Source organism: Sphingobacterium ginsenosidimutans (assembly GCF_039536865.1).
GTDB lineage: Bacteria > Bacteroidota > Bacteroidia > Sphingobacteriales > Sphingobacteriaceae > Sphingobacterium > Sphingobacterium detergens.
Genome location: NZ_BAAAZK010000007.1, coordinates 1449900 through 1474845 on the forward strand (window position 1 = coordinate 1449900; position 24946 = coordinate 1474845).

Sequence of the window (24946 nt, forward strand, 5' to 3'; positions counted from 1 at the left end):
TATCCGATTTTTGTGTGGTTTATCGCTTGCGGAACTTGTCTTTGATCATTTTGTTACCTTCCTATGAACAGTAATAATGGTATTTATTTCAGTAATTCATATAACTTTATATACTAGCGTATTTCGCAATTTTGAAAAAGATATAATTTCAATAAGATCCTAAAGAAAAAAATGCGTTAAACTTTAGGTAATATCCTGAAGAAGAAGCATTCACTCGGAAGAAACGGATTTATTGTGTCGATCGTGTTAGTATATTGGTAACGCATTCACAGGGGGCGGCCCGGGATGGTCTACGGCAATTAAAAACAGCCGACTTAAAGCCGTTGTCGCCTTTGAACCATATAGCAGCTTCATGTTTCCGAAAGGCGAACTGCCACAACCAATCCAATCCACAGGACTTTTTGGTGAGCTCAAAGGTGTTGAAATTCCATTAGCAGATTTCGAAAAACTCACCAAAATTCCCATCGTGATTTACTACGGAGATAATATTGCCAAACAACCCACCAAAGTCTGGAATATGGATCACTGACGTTCAGGACTAGAAATGGCCAGAATATGGGCGGCAACAATCAATAAACATGAGGGTGACGCCACTGTCGTCCATCTTCCCGAGGTTGGTATTCATGGAATTACACACTTTCCCTTTTCTGACCTCAATAATATTGAAGTCGCCAACCACCTATCAAAATGGCTGAAAGAAAAAAGGTTGAGCTCAACTGATTAAATTTAAGATTCGACCAACGGCATAGGTTAGCAAAACTATAGGATAATTTTTCTGAGAGTCAAAATACTTGCCCTAGGACAAGTATTTCAAAGAGAATTTCTTGTAGTTTTATATCGTAAATCTGCATTTCTATGCCTGTAGTTTTTTCCGTTTCCACTTTAGCATGCCTCATTTTATTTGGACTCGCTTCCCCCAATAAAATGGTGGTCATTCCTATTGCAATATGGGCATTTGCACTCTCAGCGGTGTCATCCCTTAATATTTTTCTGATTTTCCCACCTACTTTTGTACTTGTCTTGGTGAGCGCGCTCTTACTGAGTATCAGTTACTATAGATTATCAAAAAATTTAAGCTTGAACGCTTATTATCTGCTTGGTATCCATATCATCAGACTCCCTATTGAATTCATTATTTTTCAACTTTTTAAGCATAAAATGCTGCCTATAGAAATGACATTTTTGGGTTGGAACTATGATCTATTTTTCGGCATTACTGCTGTTCTATTTTTAATCTTTAGTAGCTTCAATCCAAAAATACTAACATCTGCATTTTTCAAAGCATGGAATATTTTGGGTATCTGTTCACTACTAGCTGTTGTGGTCATTGGTATATTATCATCACCATTACCTTTACAGTCAATAGCATTTGATCAACCTAATATTGCTGTATTACAGTTTCCTTATGTCTTACTTCCAACAATCATAGTACCTATAGTAATGTTATCACACTTTCACCTGCTGGGAAACAGCGCTATTGCTAAACACCAAGAATAAACTGATGCTAACAACATAGCCCGAAATCAGCATTTTATCGCTTTTGCTGCAAATTGAACACGGTACCAGCGGGGTCGGTAATCCAATGCATATTTTCCGGAAGTTCCTCAATTTCGTCACAGGTTTCCACCCCACTTGACAATAGATAATCGGTCGCTTCAGCAACATTCGGAACAGTAAGCTGCAACCAAGTTTCGGAATGAGTGTAGTTATCCACACAATCAAGCCAAATAATATTGTGCCCAAACTTCACCTCATGTGTCCTGGAGACCGTTGGGTTATCGATCGGCTTCTCCTCGACATCCAATTTCAGAATATCCCTGTAAAAAGCTACCGTCTTTTCATATTTATTTTTGGGAATTTTTATGGCAATATTAATCCCAGCTTCAAATTTTGTATTCATATTTGTTATTTTTAACGAAAATACAAGATAAATAAATTAATTAGTCAGGACGCTTGCCCTATGGCAAGATTTGGTTCAGACAAACATACTTTTATATGATCCCACAATTATACAGTTTCTTAAAAATCATCTTTATATTTCTTCTCTTTGATATTTTAATATATTTAAGGCTATGCAGACTGGCCGTATGGAAATCACAACCATTAACCGCAAATGTAATCTGGTGGTTATTGAATATTTTCTCTTATGCCTGCATGTTCCTGGATTTATTTTTCGAATGGAACAATTTTATCGCTGCTTGTTTCATGTTCTTCCCCATTTCATTGCTACTTGCAAAGACAATCCTTCTTTTCTCCATCGGCGTGGATATACTTTCGATATTTTTTAGAAATATAGGCAGACGACTAACAAACAATAATACAATACCGGATGTAAATAATAAGACCATAGGAAGATCTGATTTCATCATCAAAAGTGGTCTTTTGTTGAGCAGTATCCCTTTAGTCGCCTTAACCCGTGGTTTTATATCCAATATCTATAATTACCAGATCAAACAGGTCAATTTGATTTTACCCGATCTCCCAAAATCGTTCGAAGGTAAGACCATCGCTCAGATTTCTGACATACACGCGGGCAGTCTTTATAATTTAAATGCTGTAAAAAATGGGATAAGCCTATTGCTTTCACAAAAGCCAGATATTATTTTCTTCACAGGAGATCTGGTGAATGACTTTGCCGATGAGATGGATGACTACCTCTCCATATTTGGTAAACTAACGGCTCCCTTGGGTGTCTTTTCTATTTTGGGAAATCACGACTATGGGGACTATCATTTTAATAGGTTCCATTTCAACAATGAGCGTAAGTTGACCAAACAACAGAACCTGAACAATGTAAAAGATATCCATCGCAAACTTGGCTGGCAGCTGCTATTAAACGAATCGAAGGAGATTGTCTTAAATAATGAAAAAATCACGCTTGTAGGTGTAGAGAACTGGGGGGTAAACAACCCGCACAATTATGGCGATCTCGATCTGGCCATGTCCAAGGTTGATCCTTCTTCACCTATCAACTTCCTCCTTTCACATGACCCGTCACATTGGAGGGCTGAGGTATTACCAAAATATCCGATGATCGATGTCACCTTTAGTGGACACACACATGGTGGTCAATTCGGCTTTAGCAATCCAGATTATCAGTGGAGCCCAATTAAATATGCTTATCGTGAATGGGCCGGTCTGTATCAGGAAAAACATCAATCACTTTATGTGAATGTAGGTTTCGGCTACCTAGATTACCCCAGTCGAGTGGGAATATTACCTGAGATCACGATATTCCATTTAAAAAGTAAGGTTTAATACGATGTCATGAACGACAGTATTAAACCTTACAGAAATAAACAGACGTTTTTTCAAAAAACGACTTAAAACCTTGAAAGTAGGGAATCAATTCCTTACAAACGATATTTAGACAAAAAAGCTATGGTCGCAGATGGTATGCTTTGGGCTGAACAAAAGCGCGGATTCCCTGCGCAGATAGGGTTGATCCCAGCCCTGAGTTTTTTCGTCCAGACCAAGGGACGTTGGGACTTACCCGATCACAGCAATTCCAATACACTGTTCCCGTGTTCATTTTTTCCAGTATTGCCATGGCCCTATCCTGATCAGCTGAAAATACGGCTGCAGTCAGGCCATACGTGGTATCCTGCATTAGATGGATCGCCTCATCATCTGAAGCCACCTTTTGGATGCCAATCAACGGGCCGAAACTCTCCTCCTTCATCAATTCCATGTCGTGATTGCAATACTCAAAAACTGTAGGTGCATAGTAATAACCTGTATCTTCCAGTGTATGCCCCCCCAGGCGCAAGGTTGCTCCCTTTGCAAGCGCATCTTTTACTTGGGCATCAAGCACAGTCAGCTGAGCGGCTCTGGTTAGTGGCCCGATAAATACATCTTGCTTCATCGGATCTCCAATGGTATAAGAGGCTACTTCCTCGACAAAGGCTTCAACAAACTGATCGTATATTTTGTCCGATACATAAATACGCTCCACAGCACAACAGCTTTGTCCATTGTTGTAAAATGCACCTTCTGCTGCTGAAATGGCGGCTTTCTTAATATCTAAGATATCATCAGCAACATACAGCGGATCCTTCCCGCCTAGTTCCAATTGGACGGGAACTAATTTATGCGCTACTGTGGTCGCAATATGGAGACCAGTCTTATATGACCCTGTAAAAAAATAGCCATCCAGAGGTAGCTCCAATAATTGCTGGCCAATCTCGGCATCTCCGACAACACATTTGAATACATCTTGGGGAATACCCGCTTGATACAGATATTTCTCAAACTGTATACCTGTACCAGTAGCAAACTCTGATGGCTTATAAAGCACGGCATTGCCAGCTACAAGTGCATATAGAAATACATTAAACCCAACATTATAAGGGAAATTCCATGCGGAAATATTGGCGATCAGCCCCAGTGGTTCATACACAATCTTTTCGCGGGTGGCCCCAGTTGTTGTAATGAGTTCCTCAGAAAGCCATTTGCTCGCATTTGTCCGAAGATGTTCGATACGGTTTTGCGCTCCTACAATTTCGTTTAGCGACTGGGTAATCGGTTTTCCCGTTTCCTTCGTAAGGATTTCGGCAAGTTCTTGTTTATTGGCCAGAATTAACTGTCCAAACGCAATTATGCAATCTAAACGTTGTTGTAATGGCACTTTTGCCCAAGAAAGTTGTCCTTTTTTTAAAAGAGCGACCGCTGTATCTAATTCGGATGCTGTGATAACAGGGATCACAGCATCTACCTCCCCCGTAGCGGGGTTTCTAATTTCTATGTTGTTTTGCATGTTCTAGAAAAACATTAAAAATCAATTCTTCATCCAACAGTTTTCCGGCTTGGGTAACAGAAAACTCCGGATGCCATTGTACACCCATCACTTTTCCTGGAGCTGCTTTGGTATATCCAAATGCCTCGATAAAACCATCATCCGAATGAGCGTATACTTCCAAATCTTGTCCAAGCTGTTTGACCGCCTGATGATGTACGGTGTTTACCTTAGGATTAGAGATATGCCCATACAAATCCCCAAGCAAGGTTCCAGACACAAAGTTTATGGGATGATTAATCGTATCGTATAATTCTGCCGACCGATGGGCTCCTGCTCCAGGTATCTGTGAAGGAATATCCTGATAAAGTGAACCCCCAAAATAGACATTCATCAATTGAAATCCCCGGCAGATCCCCAATATGGGCTTCTCCTTCCTGATCGCATAATCCAATATCTTTAGTTCATACTGATCCCTGTAAGCGTCTCCTCTCCATATCCCTATGGGATCCTCACCGTATTGCGCTGGAGCAATATCGCTCCCCCCTTGGAGGATGATACCATCCATCTGATCAATAATATCCGTCAACAGCTCCCCCTCTAAATCGGGAAGCAGCACCGGAAGTACGCCTTTTTTCCCTATCCAACGGGCCATATCATTTTCCATATAGCTCAGTGATTTAGGACCAAAGACTGTACGTTCCTTGTCAGGATAAAAGAAGCAGGCGCTTATACCAATTTTGATCATACTATTTTTATTAGAATGCTGTTTCATAAATAGCAAGAAAGTCTTCTGTTGTCACCGGCTTCGGATTTGAAGGATGACAGAAATCCGCGTATGCAAGTTCCGACAATGGTGCAAGATGTTGCTTTTGCACACCGATGGATGATAAATGGGTAGGTAAATCCAGGCGTGTATTCAGTTCAAATAAATAGTCCACGACTTTATCGCCAGCGTTATTGCCAATACCGAGCGCTACTGCCATTTTATCAAAACGATCTTCGAATCCCGCATAATTAAATTGCATACCGTAAGGTAGATTAATGGCATTCGCAAGTCCATGATGAGTGTCTAACAACGAGGAAAGAGGATGTGCCAGACTATGGACAATACCCAGCCCCTTTTGAAAGGCCACTGCCCCCATGAGTGAGGCCAAAAGCATCTTCGAACGAGACTGTAAATCAGATTCCTTGGTTGCCTTTTCAATAGCTGTTGCCACCATCGCCATTCCCTCTAACGCTATACCATCACACATCGGATGATATCCTTTTGCTAAATAAGCTTCCATATTGTGTGTGAGGGCATCTATTCCTGTAGCCGCTGTGACGAATGCCGGAAGATCCATCGTGAGGAGCGGATCCGCAAAGACTATTTTCGCCATCAACCTAGGGCTGAACAAAATACGTTTCTTTTTGGTTTCGTCTTCGGAAATAATAGCACTACGACCAACCTCACTTCCAGTACCTGCTGTAGTGGGCACAGTGATCAGATGTGGAATCTCATTGGTTACATAAATATCTCCACCGATAAGATCGTCGTAGTCAAAGAGATCACGATGATGATGTGAACGCAGTGCTATTGCCCGCGCAACATCAAGTGCAGCTCCACCTCCAACACCGATGATGGAATCCCTATTGTTCCCCCGATAGACATCACCACCTTGCAGCACATCGGATTTAACCGGGTTTTTGTGCAAATCATGAAACACAATCACGTCTATCCCTCTGCCCGTCAATTTACGCTGGATTTCCTTAAAAAAAGGAAGTTCGGCAATAGTTGGATCCGTTACCAATAAAGGGCGGTTAAGACCATTGCGCAATAGGTAATCCGGTAATTCATTGATCGCTCCTGCACCGAAACGAATCGGTGTCGGAAAATTAAAACCATAAATTTTATCTGTATCCATCTTGCAGTTAAATAATTTCAAAATATCTTTTTGTTTCCCAATCTGTTACTTGTTCTGAAAACTGCCGCCATTCCCATAACCTGGATTTACAGAAGTGGTCAACAAATTTTTCACCGAATAATTCTGATGCTATTTCAGACTGCGCCATCCGGTTCGTAGCCTCATAGAGATTTCTTGGTAAAACGCCATGTTGCAAATCTTTATAACCATTACCCACAGTATACGGATTGTCCAAGGATAGTTTATGCTTGATACCGTAAAGTCCACTCGCTAGACAAGCCGCTATGGCGAGGTATGGATTAACATCCGAACCAACCACCCGATGTTCAATACGTGTAGCCTTTGGTCCACCATCGATGACCCGCAGGGCCGTAGTCCTATTGTCTATCCCCCAGGTTAAAGTCGTGGGAGCCCAAGCGCCCTCCGTGAGCCTTTTATAGCTGTTAACAGTTGGTGCAAATAAGGGTAAAATATCCCGCAGACAATACAGTTGTCCAGCAAGAAATTGCTTCATCAGTTCACTCATGCCTAACTGATCGTCGGCATCATAAAATAGATTTTTTTCTTTTTTTAGGTCCCAGAGGCTCTGATGTACATGACCGCTACAGCCCGGCAGTTCTTTCGTCTGCTTGGCCATAAAGCTAGCGACAATACCATGTTTTTTACCGATCTCCTTTACTGCTGACTTAAAGAGTGTAGCCCGATCTGCAGCTTCAAGCGCATTACTGCATTGAATCGCCGCCTCCATTACGCCAGGTCCTGTTTCAGTATGCAAACCTTCCAAGGGAATACCAAACTGTTCGAGCATCGCAAGAAGATCACGAAAGAACCCATAATTATCAGACATCCGCAAGATGGAATAACCGAACATTCCGGAGGTAATCGGTGTCATTTCTTTAAAGCTGTTCTGTGATGCATTGATATCACCTTTAATAAAATTGAACCATTCAAATTCCTGTGCAAAAATGGGTTTGTAGCCAGCCTGTTCAGACTGTGCTATGATATTTTTTAACAGCGCCCTCGGGCACACATTTTGGTCTGTAGCATGTGACGATTCAAAGTCAGCCAGAAAAAATGGAACATCCTCCTGCCAGGGTATCTTCCGGAAGGTATTTCCATCTATACGAGCAGGAAAATCTCCATAACCGGTATGCCAGCCTGTAATTTCCACATTGTCATAAACTTGGTCATTGACATCCCATCCAAACACGACGGAACAAAAGCCGAATTCATCGTCCAATGAAGAGATAAACTTATCACGGTGCATAAATTTGCCTCGCAATACGCCATCAATATCTGCTACGGCGACTTTGACGTGTGTACTCGTACTTGCCTTTAATTTGGAAATAATTTCTTTTTTGTCGATCATGATTTGATGGTTTTATCCTTGTCAAGGAAGATTAAGAAATAGAGATATGATAAGATGACAAGCCCAAAGAATAGTAAGGCTGTCAATGGGTTGTAGTAAATCATAGCAACCAGGCAGATCAGGGCGATGATCAGCGCAAGCATAGGAAATAAAGGATACAGAGGAACTTTAAATGGGCGCTCCAATGCGGGTTCTTTCTTGCGTAAGGCGAAAAAAGACCACATGGATATAATATAGAGACTGATTGCACCAAAACAGGCAATGGTAATGATCCCAGCCGTTTTCCCCGTCAGTAGCGCGACTATACCAACAGCCATATTGACCAATAGCGCATTAGCTGGTGTTTTAAAGCGTGAATGAACTTTTCCTAAGATAGATGGTGCATATCCTACTCGCCCAAATTCAAAAGTGGCACGTCCCCCGGCCAAAATAATACCATGGAACGACGCAATAAGACCCAACAACCCTACCCCAATTAGTAATTTGTATAGAATATGGGAGCTATCAATGACGTTGGCAATAGCAAGAGGTAAAGGAGAATCCGAGGCCTCGGTACTTCCCGGTGGATAGACAACTGCTTCCCAACCAGCGACACCAACCGCTGATAAAAATGTAATGATACACAACACGACCAAAGTAACGATAGCTGACCCAAAACCGATCAATACATTTTTCTGCGGATTGATGGTTTCCTCAGCCACATTGGCGACCCCTTCAATGGCTAGAAAAAACCAGATGGCAAATGGAATGGATGCAAAAATGCCTGAATACCCATTGGGAAGTGCATTTTGTTGAAGATTAGAAAATTCAAATGCTGGCAGCGTCACACCGGCGAATATCAATAATTCAATAACCGCAAGGACTGTCACAACCAATTCAAACGAAGCAGCGAGTTTCACACCTAAAATATTCATTGCTGTAAAAATCAGATAGGCTCCGATCGCAAAAGCAAGATAGCCTACCCCAGGATGAAGCAAATGAAGGTAAGCACCTATCGCCGCTGCAATGGCCGGCGGTGCAAAAACGAATTCTATATTTTGAGCAATCCCTGCAACAAACCCCAATTGTTTTCCCAGTCCCCTATTGGCATATTCAAAAGCCCCTCCAGCTTTCGGTATGGCACAAGCCATTTCTGTATAACTGAAGGTAAAGGTTAGGTACATAATTATGACGAATATAGTCGCAATGGCTAACCCTAAGGTCCCTCCTTCTGCCAGACCAAGGTTCCATCCAAAATACATTCCTGAAATTACATACCCTACCCCCAATCCCCACAACATGACGGGGCCAAGGACTTTCTTTAATTGGGGATCACTCATAATTCTTTTTCTAGGTTGGTAATTGATATTAAGTAATATGAATTTACTACTTTAAATTAAATTATAGTGTTAAATACCTGCAATTAAACTTATTTTAGTAAAATTATATTGAAATATTATTATTTTTAGAATTGCTATTCCAACGACAGGCTTATACCCCTTTGTTTTTAGATTTAAATTACTACAACAATGAAATTAGATGAAAAAGATCTTATGATCTTGGACCTTTTGCAACAGGATGCCAACATGAGTAACAAGGAAATTTCCGATCGGGTCAACTTATCCATGACTCCTGTATACGAACGGATTAAGAAGTTGACGGCTACAGCTGTGCTCAAACAAAAGGTATATTTGCTGGATCGAAGAAAACTGGACCTGAACCTGATGGTTCTTGTATCGATCAGTATGGAAAAGCATTCGAACGAAAGTGCTTTGCTATTTATGGAAGAAATACAGAAATTTCCGGAAGTGGTCGAATGCTTCCATGTGACAGGAGCTTTTGATTATCAGCTCAAGGTTATGGTCAGAGATGTCGACCATTATCATGAATTTAACTTCAATAAGCTTGCAACGATTAAAGGAATCAGACATATGGAAAGCTATTTTGTCATGAAAGAAATTGTCAACGCGACACGACTTCCACTTTTCCTTTAACGATCTTCATCTGGCAAACTAAAATGTGATTGCAAATTTTCAGACGGAGATCTGCGTTTATTTTAAGCATGCACTAGCCCCTGCTGCTTTAGTTTTCCACTCCTTGTACTTTTCCCGCATACAATGACCACATGGTCTATATCCATGGCTGACGGCATCAGCCTCATCCCGAAAGAAAACACGATGTTCGACTTTCATCCGTTTACCCGTGGCACAGTTTAGACGACCGTAAATCTTAGCCTTTTTATATCCGCCCAAGGTAATTTCACCCTTTCGAATGAAGGAACTTAAGGACTTGGTTCTTTCAGCCGCTGTCCCTCCCAAATCCATATGTCTGATCATATTTCGTTTTTAATTTTTGTTCTATTGTATACATACCTATAATTCAAATGGGTTATTTTTTACCTGCAAGAATCTCCTATCCTAGCTAAGACCATCATGGAATATAATCCCAAGGCTATGCCGGTGACCCTTGTGCAATGGACTAACACCATGCTTCATATGGACCCGATAATAGCCTTTGGAGCCTTTCGCTGCGCGAAAATTAGTCGTAAAGATGATCATATCGCCGCGCTTGGGTTTTAAGACATTAACCTTAGACTGCGCCCTTGGTATCTGTTCCGTGATAACAAACTCACCACCGGTATAATCCTGATCCACCTGATCCAACAGCAATACGATTTGTATGGGAAAGTAAATTTCACCGTATAGATCCTGGTGTAGCGTATTAAATCCGCCTGTATTATATTTTAAAATAAGGACGGTAGGTTCCATCTGTCCATGCTGCTGACAAAGTTCACGCATCGCAGCATGCGAAGCCGGAAATCTTCGGTCCATATTAAGCTCCTCCATCCATTGATTGGCGACTGGTGCAATCAATGCGTATACTTTTTCCCTTATTGTCGTAATCAGCTCGGGCAAGGGATATTGAAAGTATTTATATTCCCCCAAACCAAAGCGATAACGCTCCATTACAATAGTTTTTCGATACCTATTGTCAACACCGTAAGCTGCAACCAGCTCATCGCATTCGACTTGATTTAATAGATCAGGTACAATCACAAAGCCCTTATCATGCAATTCCCTGGTGATGACTGTCCAATCCCTGGCCAGCAATCTAGATACTATATTTTCCATGACGATAATTTTCAACAGCTCAAAATTAGACCTATCAATCAAGGTAAAAAATCCGAAACCTGCTGTTTTTCCTTTTTTGGAGATATATCATCAATCTTGACACAATGCGCAACAAATTATCATTTTTATCCAGCACCATTTTTTGCTAAAACGATCGAAAAGAGCCGTTTAAACAAAACAACGAGCAGCTTCAGTATAAAAACTAAAAAAGGTTTTAAAGATACGAGCCAGAAAATCAGAAATAAATACAGATCGACAGAATAGCAGATTTTCGACCGCAGACAAACAGGCTAGAGAAAGCTTTTTGAGAAAAAGCGATTAAAAAAATAAAAGTGAATCCTTTTAGAAATGAATATTTAGAAAGAGACTTTAAGGAGACAAAAACAAAATTAAAGAATAAAACATAGGTTAAATGGAAAGAGCCCGGTGGAATACCGAGCTCTAGTACAAAAAACTTAATTTTGTTAATCCGTCTAGCTTTTGAGGTTCACTTCAATAGTGGACGACTCCTATTTTTTTTATGTTGTTGACACTATTTATTTAATGAAGCCATATCAATAACAAACCGGTATTTTACATCACTGTCCAATACACGTTGGTAAGCCTCGTTCACATAATCAATGTCAATCAATTCGGTTTCTGGAAGGATATTATGTTCAGCACAAAAATCAAGCATATCCTGTGTTTCCTGTATACCACCAATGCTTGAAGCCGTCAAAATTTTATTTCCTCCCATAATCGAGCGTCCGTTAATTTCCATTGGCGCTGCTGGGATACCAACACAGATGTATACACCCTTGGTTTTTAGTAATGCCAAATAGAGATTATAATCATGAGGCGCCGATACGGTGTCTATGATAAAATCAAAATAGGCTGAAAACTCCTTTAACTCCGAAGATTCATGCGTATTTAAAAACTTCTGGGCACCTAACAGCGCCGCATCTGCTTTTTTACGGGGCGAATGGCTTATCATCGTAACTTCAGCTCCCATGGCGACAGCGATCTTCACTGCCATGTGGCCTAAACCACCTAACCCTAGCACGCCAACTTTATGCCCCTTGCTGATATTCCATCGTTTCAAGGGCGAGTAAGTGGTGATCCCCGCACAAAGTAAAGGAGCCACCTTTTTGATATCAAGCGATTCCGGCACATGCAAGACGAAGTCTGCATCAGCCACAATATTATCGCTATACCCACCATAGGTGCAAGAGTGATCGTGCATCACATCCGTACTATTATAAGTCCACACCGTTTTCTTCTCCGAACAAAACTGTTGCTGATCCGATTTACAATTATCGCACTCACCACAGGATGCCACCATACAACCAACACCGGCTAGATCACCTTTTTTAAACTTGGTCACCGCACTGCCTACCGCACTGATGCGGCCAACGATCTCATGCCCCGGAACAATTGGATATTGTGTCCCACCCCACTCATCATGCACCTGGTGAATATCTGAATGGCAAATACCACTATACAAGATATCGATTAGCACATCATTTGAACCAAGTTCTCTTCTTTCAAATTCCCAATATTCAAGCGGGGAATTGCCATCCTTCGCCGCGTAACCTTTCGATTTAATCATTCTTTTGTTTTTTATAAAATACCAATTGGATCCAAATTATCAATAAATAAGATCCATTTACCACGTTGTGCGAAGTTAATGGGGATTTGCCCGAAAAAAAGAATCTTTCAGACATTATTGACATTGAACAAACAATGAAAATCGCAAAATGTTCTTGGTCAACCGCTCTGAACAGTCAATTTGATCCTTTTCAAATTTTAATCCCTTTCAAAATCAATCTCATAACCCTGATCATCTTCATGAGCTTTCTTTAGAAGCACCAATCTAGCATTCTCTACATATTGGACAGGTAATATGCCTCTTGCATTTAATTGATTATTTCTCCATTACCCTTCGCCAAACGTTCACGGAACCGCTGAAGCTCTTCGGGGCTCGGTCTGACCCAGTCACTTACTTCACCGATGATTTTCAATGCCATTGTGGAACGATAAGAACGCGTCGGGTTACCTGGGAATTTTTTATCTGTTAGATTTGGATCATTTTCATAGCTTCCCATTGGTTCAATAATATAAACACGTTCGCGACCATCGCCCCTTGCCAAAGCCGCCGCGAGTCCGGCTCCGTTAACTAATGCGGTGAAATAAATATGGTTCATGGTAAGTTCAGATTGATAGTTGGAATTACCTCCCGCTGTCAATAGCGCACCCACTGGTAAATCAGCTCTTGTACCATGATAAAATGGACCTGTATCTGATGGTTTTTCCCCCAAGACTGCAGCCAGATCAGCATATCCATGCGACTTATCACTATCCCCCAGCGCTTCATAGCATTTAGCCAGGTTCAAATAAAGATTTGGCAAAGCACTCTTAACCGTATCATCATTTAGTTTTAATGCATGGCTCAAGGCCGCCTCCAACCATGTCAATCTGTCGGAAATAGCCTCTTGATTCCTAGCGATATAATAAGCCGCAAGAAAGTGTTCGTGATCGTCTGTGGCTTCGTTCCAAGCTTGCGTAAATAAGTTAAGGGCTTCTTCAGTATGCTTGGCCTCTTCCATGCTCATACCCTGAAGACAAAGTTTAACAACGTTGTTGAAAGGTGAAAATTCCATATGCGTATCTTTTTTTACATCGCCGAATGTACCGTTGGCACAGGGAGATTTAAAATCCACATGCACCGGTATCTGCAGGATTAAAGTTCTATATATTTTTATACATTTCCGTATGTTGTTCGTAAATCGTATTGCATCGACCTTCGTACAATTCGTAATTATTCCTAAAAACAACAGATTGACCTAAAGGTTTTACCCCCTTATATTGTCGCAATTGCACCTCATCCGTGCTTCTAAACTTCGCTAAATTTGAATTGATAATCAAACACTTGAAACAATGAGAAAGATCAGAATTTTCGAACACATCTCCCTTGATGGCATCATCGAACACGATGGAGATTACGCCTATGGCGCATGGACAACTGCCTATAGAAGTCCCGCAGGAGCGGAAATGCTCTTTCAGGCATATGGCTCAGACTTCGACCTTCTTTTAGGTCGTCAGACTTATGATATCTTTAGTGGCTTCTGGCCCAATGCGGGAGATTTCCCTATGGCCAATGCCATAAATGCTGCAACAAAATATGTCGCAACACACCGTCCTGACAGTCTAACCTGGGGGCCAGTAAAAAATTTGGAAGAAGACATTCTCGCCGCGATTCATGCCCTCAAGTCAATGGATGGTCCCGATCTGATTGTTGTAGGTAGCTCTACACTGACCTCGCTATTACTTGAGCAGGGTCTCGTCGACGAAGTGGTACTCATTACCTACCCAGTTTTGCTGGGACATGGCAAGCGCCTACTCTCAGATAAGGTTTACGCCCAGGAACTTGTCTTCCTCGACTCAAAGATAACCCCGACTGGCATATTCATCAATAGCTATAAATATATTGGACCGCTTAAAAGATAATATTCCTACAATGGATAAGCTCCCCTCCTAGCCAACTTTATACGGGTTAGGAGCTAATATTTCCTAATTTTACAAAATAAATCATGTCATAAAAATCTACCCATTTTTTTCAGGAATGGTTACAATCATTGATTTAAAACTATCGTTTATATAATCATTACCTTACTCATTTGAATATGCCTACTTTCTTGTATATTTGATTTTAAACAAATCATCTCTATGAAAAGAACCTTATTATTCATTGCTATTATTTGCAGTACTTCCTTTGCTTTTGCGCAAAAAACAACCTATAAAGTCAGTACACAATCATCAATAATCAAATGGGATGCGAAGAAAGTCGTCGGTGGTCATGTTGGTACCATTGCCTTGAAAGACGGAACGATCCAAACAGATAAAGGTAAAATTACCGGTGGTGGATTTACCATTGATATGAATTCGATGGCATGTACTGATGCGCCAAAACTAACTGGCCATCTTAAAAATGAAGATTTCTTTGATGTACCGAAGTATCCAACAGCAAAATTCATTATCAGCAAAGTGGATAACAGCAAGGCTACTCCAGTAATCACAGGGAATCTTACCATTAAAAACAAAACGAAAACGATATCTTTTCCCGCAAAGGTAACCAGCACCACTGACGGACTTTCGGCCGAAGCATTAGGTGTAAAGGTAAATCGATTGGATTTTGATATCCAATATCGTTCGGCCAGCTTTTTCTCTGACCTCGGGAATCGGGCGATTGACGACGAATTTACATTGGACATTCAGATCAAAGCCGCAAAATAGCTATGATAACAAACAATGATGTAGCAAAAAAACTGCGACATCATTGTTTGTCTAAAGCAGCTCGATCCCCTGAGCGATATATTTACGCATCTGAGGGCTCGTTGATTCATGTTCTGTCACAATGATATCAAGCTTTTTGGTTTTATCGATGATAAAGCTTGACTCCGTATCAAATTTATCGGAAGTACACAATCCAACGATGCGAACACTCTGTTTCATCATTGCACGTTTCGTTTCAGCATCTTCCTGATAATTACAGGACAAATTTTCAGGAGTAATTGAACAAACGCCCAAAAAGTATAAATCAGCTTTAAAATTGGCAATGCTTTCCAACGTAGTATTGCCAAAAGTGGTAAAGGCGGACTTATAAAGTCGGCCTCCCAAAAATATGATATCGATCAAAGGATGGTCTTCGATCACACTCGCGACAGGAAAACTATTCGTAATGATAGTGACTTTAAGATCCTTTGGTAAAATTTTAGTCAACTCCAGGATAGATGTCCCCCCATCAAAAAAAAGTACCTGATCATCTTTTATTAATGATAAAGCTTTTTGTGCAATAATCTTTTTCTGTTCCAACCCTGCTTTCTCGCGATCACGATAATGATATTTTTTTTGCACAATGCTGTGAGCTCCCCCCCGTACTGCGCGAAGAAGATCCCGATCATTCAATTCCTTGATATCTCTCCGTATGGTATCTTCAGATACCGAAAGCTTTTTGCTCAAGGTTTGAAATGAAACCGAGCCCTCCCTATTGGTGATATCTAAAATGGTTTGCAGACGATCGTACTTTAGCATAGGAACAAATATATAGATTTACCAGAATAAAATGAATTGCAAAAATTTGCTATAATTGCAATATTTTGCAATTAAATAATTACATTTGTGCAATAATAAAGATAAAACTTATGATAAAAAAGACAATTTCCATTGATATGGACGGTGTACTTGCAGACATCCAACGGCACTATCTTTCACATTATTTTGAAGAAACGGGTATACGGATAAATGAAAACGACATCGTAGGGCTGAAGGAAGCGGATTGTTTACCTGATCAGACGGCAGTCTTACGCTATTTGCATAGACCAGGTTTTTTCCGCAGTATTCCTGTTGCACAAGATGCACAAGACGTGGTGAAGGAATTACAAAACTATTATGAGATTTTTGTTGTATCTGCCGCAATGGAATTTCCCAATAGTCTTTTAGAGAAACGGGAATGGCTACAGGAATATTTTCCATTTATCTCGTGGAAGAACATCGTATTCTGTGGGAATAAAGGTATTATCGACACAGATTTTCTTATTGACGATCATCTAAAGAATCTAGACAGTTTTTCTGGAAAAGGGCTTATGTTTAATACATTTCACAATGTCAATGAGCACCGATTTGAACGGTTGAAGAACTGGACTGATGCACATCGTTTTTTTGTTGCTGACCTGCAAAATAAAACGTTCAACTGAGTATTTATAGCTGGCCAATCACAAGAGGTAATTGCCCAGCTATAGTTTGCAAGAATTTATTTTCTAGCCTGGAATTTCCAATAAATCCAATAAGACACGGCAAGTGAAAGCATAAGAAAAGCAACGACGATAAGCGAGACTGAAATTCCATAAAATTGGGCAACTCCACCCAACAAGGCGGGGCCCAACAACTGTCCCGAGTGCCCCAATGTTGACATAACCGGAATACTTGCTGATGCCCCAACCCCTTTTAAATTTCCGGCATGACTAAATAAAATCGGAACAATATTAGCGGCACCAAAGCCCAATAGGATAAATCCGGCTAATGCACCCCAATAAGAAGGTGATAAAACAGCTACCAGCAAACCGAATACCGCTAAGAGTCCCCCTCCGACCACAACAACCCGATGATCTAACCGGACAACAAGTACATCGCCAAAAAGTCGCATTGTTGCCATGGCGATGGAAAAGGCAGCATACCCTATCCCCGCAATTTCAAGCGGTGCATTTTTTTCCTCATGCAAAAATACCGCACTCCAATCCAACATTGAACCTTCGGAGAGATAAGCACAGAAACAGAGCATGCCCAGAAATAAAACATGCAAATTGAACCAACCAGCCCATTTGGACTGACCTGCAGCCATTTTCTTGTCATCATGATGACTATTAATGCGTATTTCATCATCATGCGCATACAACCTACGATACATGACGAACATAATTACAACGATCAGTAAGGAGATCAATAACATGGCATAGGTAGCCTGAAACCCTAACTTTATCAACAGTCCTAATCCGAGCGACCCCGTTAATCCTCCCACACTAAAGATACCGTGCAGACCGGATAAGATAGGCCGATCAAAGAGTTTCTGGATAAGGATTGAGTGCGCATTTGCGGAAACTTCTATTCCTCCCATACACATACCAAAAAAGAATAGTGTAATCCCCATTGTTATGATGGAATTAGCAATTAACAACATCGGCAGTATCAATGCGAGCGTGATCCCCGAAAGAAAGATAATTTTTCTTGTTCCAAATTTATTCAGAAGGATGGTCGAAAATGGCATAATAAAAAGAGCTCCGCCGCCGATAAGAAGCATCAAAAGTCCCAATACACCATCATCTATTCCAAGCCGTTGCTTAACATAAGGAACGACAGGTGCCCAACTGGCGAGTCCCAACCCACACACAAAAAAGATAAACCTGACAGCATTTCTCGCTGTATCCGGACGAATGGGTAATGATTTAATTTCCATATAATTTGAGATAAACTAAAATAGTATAGCAATAGACTTGTCTAGGCTTAGTCGTACAAAACTATCAATAATAAATCAAAATAGAAGCATATTATTGCATAATATTGCAAAAAATGCAAATTAAAGCAATAAAACAACCAACCCCATTAAATAATACTGTCATTAGTAATCGTTTACAATTTTTATTTCAAGGACTACTATCTCCATACATTTTTTGGCGCATTAATCTTCACCCTCTATTTTTGCTATAATTGTGATTTATACCTAAATTGCTATTAGAAAGTGAATTCTTTCCAACAAAAAGGCTTGCGTCATCCGGTATGGGCAAAACGTTTATTTTACCACATGAACTATAAAACGATAGGCTATTTTCTTTTATCAACACTAATTATAGGGTCACTCTATACAAATGGTTGGTTTAATATATCTTATACATTCCGACAGCTTATAGGGATTATATTCATCATAGCTTACTTTGCAGGAACGGTCTTCTTCATTCGCGCACCTATTTTGAGAGATAAACAATTAAAAAGACATCTCTTAATAAGATTGGGTATCTTAATACTAATTGGCCTTATTATCATTATTTCTCAATGGTATATGCATAAAGAAAATGATCGTTTGGGTGCTGGCTATTTATTTTATTTCGAAATGCTCGGTTTTGGAATTCCGCTCCTCATTTATACAGTAATAGAATCAATTTGGTTATTAGCGAAGAAGAAATATGCAGCGCTGTGCATCAATCTACTGTTGGCGATGGGAATCTATTGTATTGTTATCTTTAGCGGACTCTTCGGTTTTTAAATTGGCTGTCATTTGCCGCGAGGCAGATCCAAATATTTTAAGATCACTAGAAAATAAACCTATTGCTGCAATAAAAATTCATATAACCATTTTACCTGGACTGATTCCCATTGTACGAATACAGTTGCATATCACGCCGCCCAAAAACAGTATACTGACTAACTAAGCAATTCCACTATTGGGTTCAATATCTCCTTCTCATATGCAAAAACAGCTTTTTCCGAAGCCTTCCCTGACCCAAAATCAGGGCTGATTTTATAACTTTTCAAAAACTGTTTTTCCTTGATCCCTAAACAATAATGCCAGTCACAAGATTCTGAGCTCGTGATGATGACCGCCTCTTCAAATCGCATTAATTTTCGTCGGCCAAATGGTAAATTCTCCCGATAAATTACCTGATTATTGCCATCAAATATATAGCGGACATTCAATTTAAAAATGAGATCATATAGTCCATGAATAAAAAGATATACCATGATAGCACAACAAAGTATTCGTCCTCCCTCTCCTATTCTTGCATTGAACAGCCCCAAAATTATCGCCGTCACAGCTATACCCGCAACAAACCCATAGAGACTGGACATTATTCCCCGATATGGGCTAAATGCAATGCAATTATTCCCGATTTCGAGTCGCAGTTTATCCTTCAAATCCATCTATTTTCATTTAATTATTTTGAGCTAGCGTTCGATAATCTCATGAATTTCATTTAGTATACTTTGAATAGGTTTGGTATAAAAATGTTGAGCAAGCTTCAGCTCCTTGTCTTTACCATTTTTACTATAATTAGCCAATAGGGTAACGTTTGTCGTAATAAACCCCATCTGTTTCAATTTATGAATTGTAAACCCTTCAAGATCCGAAAGTGGCATCACCTTTACACCGCTAAACAAACTCACTCTAGTTCGAAATTCCTCTTGGTCCATATCTATTGTCAGGAAACCTACATAGAAGGATAGCGTTAATAGCGTCGTAATTCCCAGCATCCACCATTTGAATGTAGATTCAGGTATTTTAACAAACCCTAGAATAGTTAATAAAAGAAAGAAACCAATTAATGGAACAAACAACCCATATTGTTTGTTCAGGGTATATACATTACCCTCCTTTGTGAAATTTTTCATATTTTTTTTAAAATCAGTTTAAGGCATATTGAGCATTTTATATTCAACACCATGTTTGTCGGCATATGGAATAATCAGATCATGAACCGCATTAAACTTTTCATCTATGATCCCGCCTTTATTTGAATCGAGCTCTGCAATAGCGGCATCGATCTCAACATCAGGCCTCCCTTCATCAATCATTTTAGCAATGCGGGGAAAATCAACTTTATAGATTTGATCGACATAGGTAAACATATCGAGCGCAAGTGTCAAAATTTGAGCTGTTTCTGCTTTAGATTCCAATTCCTTTAAGGACTTAATATCGGCATCAAACATCCGCACATAATGATTTTCGACATAGGCTACAGCGCCAACCTTTTTGACCTCATTCTTTTGGGTTACAATAGTTAAACTCCCCGCCTTAAGTTGTGCCCTAATCTCATTAAAATGCCGCTTAAAACCATTTGGAATCTTGTTCCCATTCAATGCCACGCGTTCAAAGACCTGCTCTGGGTAACTTTTTTCACCTATACCACAAGAACCTAAAACAAGAAAGAATAAACCAGTCAAGAAGAAGATAAAGTTCCTTTTCCAGATTATTTGCCTATTATGACCAACCTGACACATTAAATCATGAGTCCTCGTTATTTCATTCAATTCCATTTCTATTTTCATTAAAACCTTATTTTTAATAAGAGATCGTTATCTATTTTTATTATACAGGATCAAGCCCGGAACCAACAAAGCCAAGGCTAATATAATCAATGGCCAATTTCCATATTCAAACATCCAGGCTGTTTCTTTTGATATGCCGATTTTTAGAATAACCACCAATGCAAATCCAATAAGAATAAGCATAATACCAAGTGCTTTTTTCATTTTCTCTTTATTTTAAATCTTTTAATTATTTAGTTTAATACTATTTTTCTGAAACAAATATGCTATACTTGATCCCGGGTGATTAATTTTCCCAGCTCATTGGACAATACCTGCATTGGCCCCCTCCCAAACGATTGACTGACCACATGACGACTGGTTTTTCCTTCAAAATTAAATCTTGCATAGAGCGTGCTATTTATTGGAATACGCAGCCAATAAATGGTGTCCATTTCAAAACTGCTGAAATCTGAAAAGGAATACGAATCCGGTGTTTTTTCTAGCTTGGCTCTGTCCACCTGAATCCGTTGATCTTGCGGACAAACCCTGAATTTAGATGGTCTTAGGATCATTAGAACCAATATCAACAGTGTAAAAGAGACGATACCAATACCTGTTTTTATATACTCACCATAGGCAAACATAAAAAGCCCAATAAAAAACCAAATAATCAGTATAATATGCTGTAGGGCAATAAAGGTCCTAATCTTGTAAGCATTCCCCTCCATAATCAGATATTTATAATATTTCATAACCATCCCGCTTTTACTCCTATCCGATAAAGGCAAATTTATGTTCAAACAATTTGCCGATCAGTGGCAAGGGTTTGCTTACTTCATTTGCAGCGTTTATCATACCGAAAATCATCAGCGCTAAAAAAGCAAAACTACTATAGTACAATATCCCTAATGCCGGAACAATCGTCACAACGATTGCGATGATCATGTTGCCAATGAACCAAGTGATGACTAATCCCAAAGATTGGCGCAAGTGATACTTCAACAAGCCGTCAGCTTCTTTATTAGGAGAAAAATAGGCTATCAACCAGCCAATCAAAGTGATGTACGATACAATAGAGCGTGTTTTGTTGTCCATAATTTTATGATTTGTTGTTCATCCCAAAATTCATCTTTCATCATTTTAAAACCAAAGGATAGGATCCTACAAAAGGTCTACTGTCAGTAAATGCAACATCTACAAAACGTCTACACGCATACACAACAAACTAAAAAACAACAATTTACAACAACAAAACAAAGACAACAAAAAGAAAAAAGGCTCGTATTAGGTCTACAGCTTTTGTACATTTGTAGCATGAACAAGATAATTGCTTTTGTACTATTTTGGGCGGGTCTCTTACCAATGGGCTTCGCAAATAACAGCTATGTCGATAGTCTACAAAACCTTTTAAAGACGAATTTGACGGCGACAGAACAAGTATCGCTCCAACAGCAATTAGCGGACTGGTATCGCGCTAATGAACAGTATCCACAGGCCATACAAATGGCCCAAAACAGCCTCAAGTCCGCTCGCAGAATTTCTAAAAACAACCTTGAGATGACCAAATCATATTGGATTCTGTCAAATATATATACCAATACACAAGATTTTGAAAAGTCGCAGAAGTTTATCGATAGCGCTTATCATTCCGCTCAGAACCAAAAAAATTCCCTTGCAGCAGCCTATGCAAACTATGCATCAGCGGTATTACACACAACACTCTTTGACAGTGAAAAAACAGTGCAACTGTTACATCAGGCGCTTTCGCAGATTGGTGACAAGGAGCGGGAACCTCTTCTGACAGCGCGAATTTATTACCTTCTTTATGGCGTTTATACGGAATGGAATGACGAAGCCCAAGCATTGAATTATATCCATAAATCGTTGGAATTCGCCCAAAAATCAAAAAACATCAATATGCTGGCCAATTGTTATACAGCCATATCGGTTGTGTTTTCCTTTAAATATGAAACCACTCATCAAAAACAGCATTTGGATAGCACCATGCTGTATCTCGATCATGCGATCCTATTACAGAAGCAATATCCTGATCAGGTACCAGCCAACACCTATGCCAATAGTTATAACAACAAGGCAAGCTACTATTTAAAATATTACAATATAGGCGATCCAGAAATCAAGCGAAAAATACGGCAACATATCAATGAAGCCCTGCGTGTGGCTCCCGCCACAAATGAAGAAGCAATGGCAAGTAGTTATGGTATGCTCAGTGAATTGAGCATGGAGGAAGGTGATCTTCATGCTGCAGAAATGTACCTCAATAAAGCCTACATCATGCTCGCGCAAAAAAAGAAGCCTTATTATCACACCTTAATCAATGTACTGAACTCGATGGTTAGCCTATACACGAAAAAATCAGATTTCAAGAAAGCACTGGATTTTCAGCAAAAGGTAGCTGAGTACAGTAACCTGCTTTTTAACGAAGAGATGGCCTCAACCACCAAGCGCTTTGAAGCACAATATGAACTAACAAAAAAAGAACAGGAGATTAAAAGTCTACAAGAAAAAGCAACAAACCAGCAAACACAAAAATATTTTATTTTAGGACTTTTTGCCCTCGCTGTCATTGGATCATTCTTTATGTTCCGCTCTTACCATTTTAACCTCAAGTATGCATTGGCGAGGGAAAAACAACTTACTTCCGAAAAAAACGAAAGCTCCCTGCAAATAAAATATGAAAAAGAAGAACGAGCCCGCATGCAACTAGAACAGGAGTTATTGGAATTGCAGCAACAAAAACTACAAAATGAAGTTATGACAAGTCAGCTGCAATTACAGCATAAAAGTAAGGTCCTACAACAAGTCAAGGAAAAACTAACAGGAGCCGAAACCGCCAATATACAGCAGATCCTTAGAGAAGAGTCTCTAACAGATACTGAATTCGAAAAAGCAAAGTTTAGAATAACAGAACTGCACCCCAATTTCTTTAAAAATATCAATGAGCATTCGAAACAGAAATTGACCGCTTTAGATCAAAAATACTGTGCCTATTTCTATCTTGATATGGATACCAAACAGATTGCCAACTTACTTCACGTAGAACCCAAAAGTGTACGGATGACCAAATACCGAATCAAACAGAAGTTCGGTCTGGATAGTCAATCCAATCTTACAAATTACCTAAAAATGATTGTATAGCTTTCATCGACTATGCTTTAAATTAATAAAAGCTTAATAGGATGACACCCATCTTCTGCATGCTGATTAATAAATGCTCTTGTCCGGTAAACAAAAATTTTTCGTATATTTTTAATGTTAGTCGTTCCGACACCTTTGCGAAGCCAACGGCCGTAAGTCGTGCTTCTTTAGAAATGAACGGGATTATTCTCCATAAATAAACTAAAAATATGCAAACTCGAGCAGAAAAATTACAGCAGATTATGGATTGGGCACAAAACAATACGGATATTCAGGCAGTTCTCCTAACCAGCTCCTTGGTAAATCCACTGGCACCAGTTGATGAGTTAAGTGATTTAGACATCGAACTTGTATTTGATGACAATACCACGTATGTCGCCGATAAGAATTGGCTAAATAACTTTGGCTCTCCTATCGCCATGATTGAAGAGGATGAAAGCTACTTTGATAGCAAACATGCCATGAAAATGGTTTTATATACAGATCACATAAAAGTTGATTTTAAGTTATATAGTAAGCCTAATTTTTTGGAAGAGGTACGCCAAAGCCCGTTATGCGAAGATTGGGATATTGGTTATCAAGTACTCCTTGACAAAGAGGGGATAACGGAAGCGATCCAAAAACCCTCCTATCGGGTGTCAATCATAAAAAAACCTACCGAGCAAAAATTCAGACAGCTACTCAATGATTTTTGGTGGGACTGTACTTATGTCGCCAAATGTCTTGTCAGAAAGGATATTTTTTATGCAAAATTTATGTCCGAAAACAATATACGTACCGATTATCTGGTACCGCTGATTGAGTGGTATATCGCTAGCCAGCATGATTGGAATATCACAACCAATAAACATGGACGCCTATTTAAAAAATACCTGACCGAGCAAACCTGGGGAAAAGTAATGCGGACTTTTTCAGCTGGCGATATCAATGAAAATTGGACGGCGCTATTCGCAATGGCCGATCTTGTCGCAGAAATTGGCAGGGAACTAGCAAATAAATTGGGCTATACATACCCTATAAAACTCGAACAGGATATCAGGATATATCTCAATGCCATAAAGACGAAATGAATTTGATTAATTTTTTAATATCTTTAATTATTGTATTTTCC

Annotated in this window: 29 protein-coding genes; 11 read left to right on the forward strand and 18 right to left on the reverse strand. The window is 39.7% G+C overall.

Going from position 1 to position 24946, the window contains the following annotated elements:
- Positions 1-352: 352 nt before the first annotated feature.
- From ABFX33_RS18465 to ABFX33_RS18475, 3 genes are all read left to right on the forward strand, one after another.
- On the forward strand, positions 353-529 hold the full coding sequence (locus ABFX33_RS18465; RefSeq protein ID WP_346087378.1) for a hypothetical protein: 177 nt from the start codon (positions 353-355) through the stop codon (positions 527-529).
- A gap of 15 nt (positions 530-544) precedes the next feature.
- Complete coding sequence (locus tag ABFX33_RS18470; RefSeq protein ID WP_257091519.1) at positions 545-724, forward strand: hypothetical protein; 180 nt, start codon at positions 545-547, stop codon at positions 722-724.
- Positions 725-855: 131 nt separating this feature from the next.
- A complete protein-coding gene (locus ABFX33_RS18475) occupies positions 856-1497 on the forward strand; it encodes a hypothetical protein (RefSeq protein ID WP_346087380.1) in 642 nt (213 codons plus the stop codon).
- A 34-nt stretch (positions 1498-1531) separates the two neighbouring features.
- Here the strand turns inward: ABFX33_RS18475 and ABFX33_RS18480 are convergent, their stop codons facing one another.
- A complete protein-coding gene (locus ABFX33_RS18480) occupies positions 1532-1900 on the reverse strand; it encodes a VOC family protein (protein ID WP_120257032.1) in 369 nt (122 codons plus the stop codon).
- A gap of 95 nt (positions 1901-1995) precedes the next feature.
- Here ABFX33_RS18480 and ABFX33_RS18485 point away from each other — a divergent pair, with 95 nt between their 5' ends.
- On the forward strand, positions 1996-3258 hold the full coding sequence (locus ABFX33_RS18485) for a metallophosphoesterase (protein ID WP_346087382.1): 1263 nt from the start codon (positions 1996-1998) through the stop codon (positions 3256-3258).
- Between the two features lie 121 nt (positions 3259-3379).
- On the opposite strand, the gene ABFX33_RS18490 is transcribed toward ABFX33_RS18485, so the two are convergent.
- Genes ABFX33_RS18490 through eat form a run of 5 tightly spaced genes read right to left on the reverse strand, consistent with a single transcriptional unit; the run spans position 3380 to position 9330 of the window.
- Complete coding sequence (locus ABFX33_RS18490; RefSeq protein ID WP_346087384.1) at positions 3380-4756, reverse strand: aldehyde dehydrogenase family protein; 1377 nt, start codon at positions 4754-4756, stop codon at positions 3380-3382.
- On the reverse strand, positions 4734-5510 hold the full coding sequence (locus ABFX33_RS18495) for a gamma-glutamyl-gamma-aminobutyrate hydrolase family protein (protein ID WP_346087385.1): 777 nt from the start codon (positions 5508-5510) through the stop codon (positions 4734-4736). The genes ABFX33_RS18490 and ABFX33_RS18495 overlap by 23 nt, the downstream gene beginning before the upstream one ends.
- Positions 5494-6642: an iron-containing alcohol dehydrogenase gene (locus ABFX33_RS18500; protein ID WP_346087387.1), complete on the reverse strand. Its 1149-nt coding sequence runs from the start codon at positions 6640-6642 to the stop codon at positions 5494-5496. The genes ABFX33_RS18495 and ABFX33_RS18500 overlap by 17 nt, the downstream gene beginning before the upstream one ends.
- A gap of 7 nt (positions 6643-6649) precedes the next feature.
- The gene (locus ABFX33_RS18505; RefSeq protein WP_346087388.1) at positions 6650-8011 is read right to left on the reverse strand and encodes a glutamine synthetase family protein; all 1362 of its coding nucleotides are present in this window, start codon (positions 8009-8011) and stop codon (positions 6650-6652) included.
- A complete protein-coding gene (gene eat / locus ABFX33_RS18510) occupies positions 8008-9330 on the reverse strand; it encodes an ethanolamine permease (RefSeq protein ID WP_346087389.1) in 1323 nt (440 codons plus the stop codon). The genes ABFX33_RS18505 and eat overlap by 4 nt, the downstream gene beginning before the upstream one ends.
- A 189-nt stretch (positions 9331-9519) precedes the next feature.
- On the opposite strand from eat, the gene ABFX33_RS18515 reads away from it, so the two are divergent.
- Positions 9520-9984: an Lrp/AsnC family transcriptional regulator gene (locus tag ABFX33_RS18515; RefSeq protein ID WP_120257026.1), complete on the forward strand. Its 465-nt coding sequence runs from the start codon at positions 9520-9522 to the stop codon at positions 9982-9984.
- Positions 9985-10041: 57 nt separating this feature from the next.
- Here the strand turns inward: ABFX33_RS18515 and ABFX33_RS18520 are convergent, their stop codons facing one another.
- The 4 genes from ABFX33_RS18520 to arr form a co-directional block, all read right to left on the reverse strand.
- Entirely contained in the window at positions 10042-10326 is a 285-nt protein-coding gene (locus tag ABFX33_RS18520) for an Ada metal-binding domain-containing protein (protein ID WP_257091533.1), read from the reverse strand.
- A gap of 81 nt (positions 10327-10407) precedes the next feature.
- Positions 10408-11121 carry a 2OG-Fe(II) oxygenase gene (locus tag ABFX33_RS18525; RefSeq protein ID WP_346087391.1) on the reverse strand — a complete coding sequence of 238 codons (714 nt, stop codon included), beginning with the start codon at positions 11119-11121 and terminating at the stop codon, positions 10408-10410.
- 532 nt (positions 11122-11653) lie between these two features.
- Positions 11654-12709 (reverse strand): NAD(P)-dependent alcohol dehydrogenase, encoded by a 1056-nt coding sequence (locus ABFX33_RS18530; protein WP_120257022.1) that lies wholly within the window; start codon positions 12707-12709, stop codon positions 11654-11656.
- 307 nt (positions 12710-13016) lie between these two features.
- On the reverse strand, positions 13017-13430 hold the full coding sequence (gene arr, locus ABFX33_RS18535; protein ID WP_346087911.1) for an NAD(+)--rifampin ADP-ribosyltransferase: 414 nt from the start codon (positions 13428-13430) through the stop codon (positions 13017-13019).
- Between the two features lie 607 nt (positions 13431-14037).
- On the opposite strand from arr, the gene ABFX33_RS18540 reads away from it, so the two are divergent.
- Together ABFX33_RS18540 and ABFX33_RS18545 are read left to right on the forward strand one after the other, a co-directional pair.
- A complete protein-coding gene (locus ABFX33_RS18540) occupies positions 14038-14607 on the forward strand; it encodes a dihydrofolate reductase family protein (RefSeq protein WP_282253750.1) in 570 nt (189 codons plus the stop codon).
- A 219-nt stretch (positions 14608-14826) separates the two neighbouring features.
- Entirely contained in the window at positions 14827-15393 is a 567-nt protein-coding gene (locus tag ABFX33_RS18545) for a YceI family protein (RefSeq protein ID WP_257091538.1), read from the forward strand.
- A 51-nt stretch (positions 15394-15444) separates the two neighbouring features.
- On the opposite strand, the gene ABFX33_RS18550 is transcribed toward ABFX33_RS18545, so the two are convergent.
- Positions 15445-16191 (reverse strand): DeoR/GlpR family DNA-binding transcription regulator, encoded by a 747-nt coding sequence (locus ABFX33_RS18550; protein ID WP_120257019.1) that lies wholly within the window; start codon positions 16189-16191, stop codon positions 15445-15447.
- A 110-nt stretch (positions 16192-16301) separates the two neighbouring features.
- Between ABFX33_RS18550 and ABFX33_RS18555 the strand changes: the two genes are divergently transcribed.
- Positions 16302-16853, forward strand: a complete 552-nt coding sequence (locus ABFX33_RS18555) for a 5' nucleotidase, NT5C type (protein ID WP_346087394.1) — start codon at positions 16302-16304, stop codon at positions 16851-16853.
- A 56-nt stretch (positions 16854-16909) separates the two neighbouring features.
- Here ABFX33_RS18555 and ABFX33_RS18560 read toward each other — a convergent pair whose 3' ends face one another.
- The gene (locus ABFX33_RS18560; RefSeq protein ID WP_346087396.1) at positions 16910-18109 is read right to left on the reverse strand and encodes an MFS transporter; all 1200 of its coding nucleotides are present in this window, start codon (positions 18107-18109) and stop codon (positions 16910-16912) included.
- 345 nt (positions 18110-18454) lie between these two features.
- Between ABFX33_RS18560 and ABFX33_RS18565 the strand changes: the two genes are divergently transcribed.
- Positions 18455-18913 (forward strand): hypothetical protein, encoded by a 459-nt coding sequence (locus ABFX33_RS18565; RefSeq protein ID WP_346087397.1) that lies wholly within the window; start codon positions 18455-18457, stop codon positions 18911-18913.
- Positions 18914-19071: 158 nt separating this feature from the next.
- Here the strand turns inward: ABFX33_RS18565 and ABFX33_RS18570 are convergent, their stop codons facing one another.
- From ABFX33_RS18570 to ABFX33_RS18595, 6 genes are all read right to left on the reverse strand, one after another.
- Positions 19072-19569, reverse strand: a complete 498-nt coding sequence (locus ABFX33_RS18570) for a hypothetical protein (protein WP_257091545.1) — start codon at positions 19567-19569, stop codon at positions 19072-19074.
- A gap of 24 nt (positions 19570-19593) precedes the next feature.
- Positions 19594-20037 carry a hypothetical protein gene (locus ABFX33_RS18575; RefSeq protein WP_257091546.1) on the reverse strand — a complete coding sequence of 148 codons (444 nt, stop codon included), beginning with the start codon at positions 20035-20037 and terminating at the stop codon, positions 19594-19596.
- 18 nt (positions 20038-20055) lie between these two features.
- Positions 20056-20694 (reverse strand): hypothetical protein, encoded by a 639-nt coding sequence (locus ABFX33_RS18580; protein WP_346087400.1) that lies wholly within the window; start codon positions 20692-20694, stop codon positions 20056-20058.
- Positions 20695-20721: 27 nt separating this feature from the next.
- The gene (locus ABFX33_RS18585) at positions 20722-20898 is read right to left on the reverse strand and encodes a hypothetical protein (protein ID WP_167457157.1); all 177 of its coding nucleotides are present in this window, start codon (positions 20896-20898) and stop codon (positions 20722-20724) included.
- 62 nt (positions 20899-20960) lie between these two features.
- Complete coding sequence (locus ABFX33_RS18590) at positions 20961-21428, reverse strand: hypothetical protein (RefSeq protein WP_346087402.1); 468 nt, start codon at positions 21426-21428, stop codon at positions 20961-20963.
- Between the two features lie 19 nt (positions 21429-21447).
- Complete coding sequence (locus ABFX33_RS18595; RefSeq protein ID WP_120257012.1) at positions 21448-21771, reverse strand: magnetosome magnetite crystal formation protein family; 324 nt, start codon at positions 21769-21771, stop codon at positions 21448-21450.
- A 219-nt stretch (positions 21772-21990) separates the two neighbouring features.
- Between ABFX33_RS18595 and ABFX33_RS18600 the strand changes: the two genes are divergently transcribed.
- Together ABFX33_RS18600 and ABFX33_RS18605 are read left to right on the forward strand one after the other, a co-directional pair.
- The gene (locus ABFX33_RS18600) at positions 21991-23835 is read left to right on the forward strand and encodes a helix-turn-helix transcriptional regulator (RefSeq protein WP_346087403.1); all 1845 of its coding nucleotides are present in this window, start codon (positions 21991-21993) and stop codon (positions 23833-23835) included.
- Between the two features lie 209 nt (positions 23836-24044).
- On the forward strand, positions 24045-24905 hold the full coding sequence (locus ABFX33_RS18605; protein ID WP_346087405.1) for an AadS family aminoglycoside 6-adenylyltransferase: 861 nt from the start codon (positions 24045-24047) through the stop codon (positions 24903-24905).
- The last annotated feature ends 41 nt before the right edge of the window (positions 24906-24946 follow it).

What these genes read in the sequence shown, in the direction of transcription:
- ABFX33_RS18465 (WP_346087378.1), top strand. Translation starts at nt 353, where the DNA reads ATGTTTCCGAAAGGCGAACTGCCACAACCAATCCAATCCACAGGACTT.
- ABFX33_RS18470 (WP_257091519.1), top strand. Translation starts at nt 545, where the DNA reads ATGGCCAGAATATGGGCGGCAACAATCAATAAACATGAGGGTGACGCC.
- ABFX33_RS18475 (WP_346087380.1), top strand. Translation starts at nt 856, where the DNA reads ATGCCTGTAGTTTTTTCCGTTTCCACTTTAGCATGCCTCATTTTATTT.
- ABFX33_RS18480 (WP_120257032.1), bottom strand. Translation starts at nt 1,900, where the DNA reads ATGAATACAAAATTTGAAGCTGGGATTAATATTGCCATAAAAATTCCC.
- ABFX33_RS18485 (WP_346087382.1), top strand. Translation starts at nt 1,996, where the DNA reads ATGATCCCACAATTATACAGTTTCTTAAAAATCATCTTTATATTTCTT.
- ABFX33_RS18490 (WP_346087384.1), bottom strand. Translation starts at nt 4,756, where the DNA reads ATGCAAAACAACATAGAAATTAGAAACCCCGCTACGGGGGAGGTAGAT.
- ABFX33_RS18495 (WP_346087385.1), bottom strand. Translation starts at nt 5,510, where the DNA reads ATGAAACAGCATTCTAATAAAAATAGTATGATCAAAATTGGTATAAGC.
- ABFX33_RS18500 (WP_346087387.1), bottom strand. Translation starts at nt 6,642, where the DNA reads ATGGATACAGATAAAATTTATGGTTTTAATTTTCCGACACCGATTCGT.
- ABFX33_RS18505 (WP_346087388.1), bottom strand. Translation starts at nt 8,011, where the DNA reads ATGATCGACAAAAAAGAAATTATTTCCAAATTAAAGGCAAGTACGAGT.
- eat (WP_346087389.1), bottom strand. Translation starts at nt 9,330, where the DNA reads ATGAGTGATCCCCAATTAAAGAAAGTCCTTGGCCCCGTCATGTTGTGG.
- ABFX33_RS18515 (WP_120257026.1), top strand. Translation starts at nt 9,520, where the DNA reads ATGAAATTAGATGAAAAAGATCTTATGATCTTGGACCTTTTGCAACAG.
- ABFX33_RS18520 (WP_257091533.1), bottom strand. Translation starts at nt 10,326, where the DNA reads ATGATCAGACATATGGATTTGGGAGGGACAGCGGCTGAAAGAACCAAG.
- ABFX33_RS18525 (WP_346087391.1), bottom strand. Translation starts at nt 11,121, where the DNA reads ATGGAAAATATAGTATCTAGATTGCTGGCCAGGGATTGGACAGTCATC.
- ABFX33_RS18530 (WP_120257022.1), bottom strand. Translation starts at nt 12,709, where the DNA reads ATGATTAAATCGAAAGGTTACGCGGCGAAGGATGGCAATTCCCCGCTT.
- ABFX33_RS18540 (WP_282253750.1), top strand. Translation starts at nt 14,038, where the DNA reads ATGAGAAAGATCAGAATTTTCGAACACATCTCCCTTGATGGCATCATC.
- ABFX33_RS18545 (WP_257091538.1), top strand. Translation starts at nt 14,827, where the DNA reads ATGAAAAGAACCTTATTATTCATTGCTATTATTTGCAGTACTTCCTTT.
- ABFX33_RS18550 (WP_120257019.1), bottom strand. Translation starts at nt 16,191, where the DNA reads ATGCTAAAGTACGATCGTCTGCAAACCATTTTAGATATCACCAATAGG.
- ABFX33_RS18555 (WP_346087394.1), top strand. Translation starts at nt 16,302, where the DNA reads ATGATAAAAAAGACAATTTCCATTGATATGGACGGTGTACTTGCAGAC.
- ABFX33_RS18560 (WP_346087396.1), bottom strand. Translation starts at nt 18,109, where the DNA reads ATGGAAATTAAATCATTACCCATTCGTCCGGATACAGCGAGAAATGCT.
- ABFX33_RS18565 (WP_346087397.1), top strand. Translation starts at nt 18,455, where the DNA reads ATGAACTATAAAACGATAGGCTATTTTCTTTTATCAACACTAATTATA.
- ABFX33_RS18570 (WP_257091545.1), bottom strand. Translation starts at nt 19,569, where the DNA reads ATGGATTTGAAGGATAAACTGCGACTCGAAATCGGGAATAATTGCATT.
- ABFX33_RS18575 (WP_257091546.1), bottom strand. Translation starts at nt 20,037, where the DNA reads ATGAAAAATTTCACAAAGGAGGGTAATGTATATACCCTGAACAAACAA.
- ABFX33_RS18580 (WP_346087400.1), bottom strand. Translation starts at nt 20,694, where the DNA reads ATGAAAATAGAAATGGAATTGAATGAAATAACGAGGACTCATGATTTA.
- ABFX33_RS18585 (WP_167457157.1), bottom strand. Translation starts at nt 20,898, where the DNA reads ATGAAAAAAGCACTTGGTATTATGCTTATTCTTATTGGATTTGCATTG.
- ABFX33_RS18590 (WP_346087402.1), bottom strand. Translation starts at nt 21,428, where the DNA reads ATGAAATATTATAAATATCTGATTATGGAGGGGAATGCTTACAAGATT.
- ABFX33_RS18595 (WP_120257012.1), bottom strand. Translation starts at nt 21,771, where the DNA reads ATGGACAACAAAACACGCTCTATTGTATCGTACATCACTTTGATTGGC.
- ABFX33_RS18600 (WP_346087403.1), top strand. Translation starts at nt 21,991, where the DNA reads ATGAACAAGATAATTGCTTTTGTACTATTTTGGGCGGGTCTCTTACCA.
- ABFX33_RS18605 (WP_346087405.1), top strand. Translation starts at nt 24,045, where the DNA reads ATGCAAACTCGAGCAGAAAAATTACAGCAGATTATGGATTGGGCACAA.